Annotated in this window: 9 protein-coding genes; 2 read left to right on the forward strand and 7 right to left on the reverse strand. The window is 47.7% G+C overall.

Features of this window, described 5'->3' with window-relative positions; translation table 11 throughout:
* Window positions 1-328 precede the first annotated feature (328 nt).
* The 7 genes from MKMG_RS11065 to MKMG_RS11095 all read right to left on the reverse strand — a co-directional run bounded on the left by MKMG_RS11065 (window position 329) and on the right by MKMG_RS11095 (window position 2,285).
* Entirely contained in the window at window positions 329-631 is a 303-nt protein-coding gene (locus MKMG_RS11065; protein WP_165077981.1) for a type II toxin-antitoxin system RelE/ParE family toxin, read from the reverse strand.
* The gene (locus MKMG_RS11070; protein ID WP_165077982.1) at window positions 628-813 is read right to left on the reverse strand and encodes a hypothetical protein; all 186 of its coding nucleotides are present in this window, start codon (window positions 811-813) and stop codon (window positions 628-630) included. Before MKMG_RS11070 ends, MKMG_RS11065 begins: the two co-directional genes overlap by 4 nt.
* Before the next feature lie 303 nt (window positions 814-1,116).
* Complete coding sequence (locus MKMG_RS11075; RefSeq protein ID WP_371415221.1) at window positions 1,117-1,332, reverse strand: type II toxin-antitoxin system HicB family antitoxin; 216 nt, start codon at window positions 1,330-1,332, stop codon at window positions 1,117-1,119.
* 11 nt (window positions 1,333-1,343) lie between these two features.
* A complete protein-coding gene (locus MKMG_RS11080; protein ID WP_165077983.1) occupies window positions 1,344-1,526 on the reverse strand; it encodes a type II toxin-antitoxin system HicA family toxin in 183 nt (60 codons plus the stop codon).
* A 186-nt stretch (window positions 1,527-1,712) separates the two neighbouring features.
* Window positions 1,713-1,859, reverse strand: coding sequence for a type II toxin-antitoxin system HicA family toxin (locus tag MKMG_RS11085; RefSeq protein ID WP_165077984.1), 147 nt, complete (start codon window positions 1,857-1,859; stop codon window positions 1,713-1,715).
* A 51-nt stretch (window positions 1,860-1,910) separates the two neighbouring features.
* A complete protein-coding gene (locus tag MKMG_RS11090) occupies window positions 1,911-2,123 on the reverse strand; it encodes a type II toxin-antitoxin system HicB family antitoxin (protein ID WP_165077985.1) in 213 nt (70 codons plus the stop codon).
* Between the two features lie 18 nt (window positions 2,124-2,141).
* A complete protein-coding gene (locus tag MKMG_RS11095; RefSeq protein WP_165077987.1) occupies window positions 2,142-2,285 on the reverse strand; it encodes a hypothetical protein in 144 nt (47 codons plus the stop codon).
* Window positions 2,286-2,395: 110 nt separating this feature from the next.
* Here MKMG_RS11095 and MKMG_RS11100 point away from each other — a divergent pair, with 110 nt between their 5' ends.
* Together MKMG_RS11100 and MKMG_RS11105 are read left to right on the forward strand one after the other, a co-directional pair.
* Complete coding sequence (locus MKMG_RS11100; RefSeq protein ID WP_165077988.1) at window positions 2,396-2,866, forward strand: nucleotidyltransferase family protein; 471 nt, start codon at window positions 2,396-2,398, stop codon at window positions 2,864-2,866.
* Entirely contained in the window at window positions 2,856-3,236 is a 381-nt protein-coding gene (locus MKMG_RS11105) for a DUF86 domain-containing protein (protein ID WP_165077989.1), read from the forward strand. Before MKMG_RS11100 ends, MKMG_RS11105 begins: the two co-directional genes overlap by 11 nt.
* Window positions 3,237-3,278 lie beyond the last annotated feature (42 nt).

Consider the following 3,278-nt stretch of genomic DNA (forward strand, 5'->3'; position numbering starts at 1 on the left):
CTTTGAGCCTGTGGAGGCAATACCACTACATCACGTTTCTGTGATGCAAGTGTTGTCAATGAAGCAGGAAGCCACGCCCTTTAGGGCGTGGTAGTTCACTAGCCCACCTGAAACAGCGAAGAGCCATACGTTTATACCAGCAGCTCACGAAATCAGCCGGAGAATTGCTGATGTAGCAAATAAATCCAGTGCAGGTATCAAACGGTAACAGCTGAAGAAGATCAGAAAAATCTCAAAATGGTAGTCCTGACGCATTCATCCCATTATCCAACACCTCAATGGAATGATGATCTCCGGCGGCTGTTCAGGGGGGAATGGCTAGGGGTGGTTACCGCCTGCCGAGACGGCCGTACTTCTTGTGCGCCTGTTCAGTCGTCATGATATCGAGGACGTGGACTTCACCCTCTCTTTCATGGATGGTATAGAAGGCAGTGAAGGATCTCCCGATATGGAGGCGGAAATACCGGTCGTCTCCCCGGATGGTCAGCTGTTCCCTGTCGGCACCGCTGCCCGGGTATGGGTCGTCGGCGAGGCGGAGCAGGTGATCTCTGACGATGACCCGGCTCTTGTCGGGTAGATGGTCACAGAAGTCCTGAGCCCGTTTTTTGTCGGGGAGGGGCCGGCAGGTCACGGAGCAAACTCCACGAAGTCCCTCTCCGCTTCGATTGCGGCCATATCCACCAGAAAGCGGCGCTCCTTCTCGTGCTCGATGATCTCGGCGAGGAGCCCGTCATAGGTCTGCCCCGGTTTTTTCATATCCGAGAGGGAGATCCAGACCGGTTCGGAGACGGGGATGCGTTTGGTGGCGGTCATGATACCCTGTTGGCGGGGGGATATTTATGGGATTGCACGGATGTGCAGGATTGCACATGTGAGATCTATTACATGTGCTACAGTCAACTAACCACGACTACAGTTGTGGGCTTCCTGCCTGCTTTCTTCATGAAACGAAACAGCGGGATTATTTGAGCGCAGAAATTATCGGGACGCACTGCACAATAATCATCGTCACACACCGGGATAATCACTCAGTCACACAATAAAATTCATCCGGTCACGGTTCCTGCAAAAAGAGATAGTCTGACAAAAAAGATGGGGGGCAAACAAGTCCCCCGCCTACCGGACCGCTACATAGATGGCCGAAGACCGTGACAGGGGAACCGGAAACCCGTCCCCCCTAAGGCCCTCAATATGAAGTTCAATTGCCTCATGCATTCGCTCTTCCGTCTCCTCGCGGGTCGCTCCTGTAGCCACACACCCCGGAAGATCCGGGGAGTATGCAGAATAGTTGCCGTCAGTCTTCTCAACAATAACCAGAAATCGATTCATCATTCATTCCCTCCTTAAAGACCTGCCTGTTTCAGTATGCTGTTCAGTGTTCCCGGGGCCAGAACATCTGCCGGGTGTCCGGCAATGGTAATTCTGCCTGGCTTTACCGGATGTTTATACTGCCGGTGACTGCCCCTGGTAACCACAAGGTACCACCCGTCTGCTTCGATCATCTTAATGCAGTCCTTCACTTTCATTCATTCTCCCCCATTTCGTAATTACAGAACCGCAGGATATTTGATGCTCCGGGCAGCACCTGACAGAATCACTCTGTGGATGTTACTTTGAAGACCTGTACATATTAAATTGCTCCTCTGAGGTGAACCCCGAAATATATACGGGGCTTTGTATCAGGGAAGAGCAATCACAGATGCCGGGCAAAATCATCCGGATCTCTTCTTTGCCAGTTTCAGGATGCCACGAAGAGTGCCGGTCTTCACCTCTTTGTGCAGCGGTACAACAGTCCCCACCTTCCCATTGGGTGTCTGTTTCGAGAGACGCACATGGCTTCCCGATTGCCCGCTTACCATGAATCCATATTCTTTCGATAGTTTTTGATCGCTGTCCCGCCTGAGGCAGGTTTACGCCCTGACACCCCCGGCCACCTCAAATGTCGTTATGATGGGCCTTCCCCTATCTTTGAGTGGGAATTCAGCAAGGTACAACTCTGTGGCTTCCCTGAGGTTTGCTACTGCCTCTTCCACGGTCTCTCCCTGACTGACGCTACCCACTTCGGGGCATTCTGCGATGTACATATTATCTTCCGTATAGACTACCGCTGTGAATGTCTTCACAATATCACCAATACCATATCATCTCCCTTCATAGAGAAAATACTGACTGAACCACCGTCCGGAGGGTGGCCCACCATCGATCTCCGGGCCTGATGTTGTATGCCTGCCCTGAGCTGACAGCATCGCATCGATACCAAAGACATCCGGAACCTGCCTTAACATCCCGTCATACATTCACATCAGTTATTGAGGTCGGGGATGACCAAATTCTCCCTGATTCTGCCATTTTCAGAATAGCACTGACCTGAGAAGAGTTATATTATTATATTCTTATGGCAAAGGAGAGATTAAGGAATAAGCATATGGCTACAGCTTCTGATTTGACGAATTCATCCAGACTCGCAGACAAAAAGGACACAGTAATTCAAAAAGTAAGAGATGATTTTATTTTTTGCAGCGAAAAATACTTTGCCGTTTTAATTTTTGGGTCTCATGCCCGGGGAGATGAGAACACCTATTCAGATATTGACGTCTGTATTGTACTACAGGATTGCCGGGATTATGGTACACTATTGTACGATGATATTTATCCTGAGGTCAGAATGGATCAGTACGATGTTGTCATTTTTGAGGGGTGTAACAGAAACATCAAATCGGATATTGCAGGGAACCATATCATTGTGTACTGCAGAAATGATGACGAACTGAACGAGTATTTAAGGCCGTATCAGGAATACAGTCCGGTTCCGGAAAACCCGAAAGAAATACTTAACAGGCTGAGGTCGGTTGTCGATGCCATATGAAAAAATATCGCGGAAAATTGACTTCATTATAAGCAAACTGACGTATTTAAGAGAGAATAAACCACTAAATCTAACAGAATTCAAAACTGATGAAACCAGACAGATGGCAATTCTGTATGCAATTCATGTGGCCACTGAAGCACTCATTGATATTGTTCTGATCATTCAATCAAAAAGAAACGGAAATACCCATATGGGTGATTATGAAACAATCACCGCCTTATTTGAAAGTGGATTTATTGAAGAAGATGCATACGAGAGTTTAAGAAAATTAAACGGCCTTAGAAATGCAATTGTCCACGCATATGATTCTTTGCAGTACTTTAAAAATCCCTGTTTTTTTCACCACTTTCCTACGAGTTTTGCCTAAAAGTTAAGCACTTTACAATTTCATCCATTATCTTTCCAACTC

Origin of the sequence: Methanogenium sp. MK-MG (genome assembly GCF_009914725.1) — an archaeon.
Classification (GTDB): domain Archaea; phylum Halobacteriota; class Methanomicrobia; order Methanomicrobiales; family Methanomicrobiaceae; genus Methanogenium.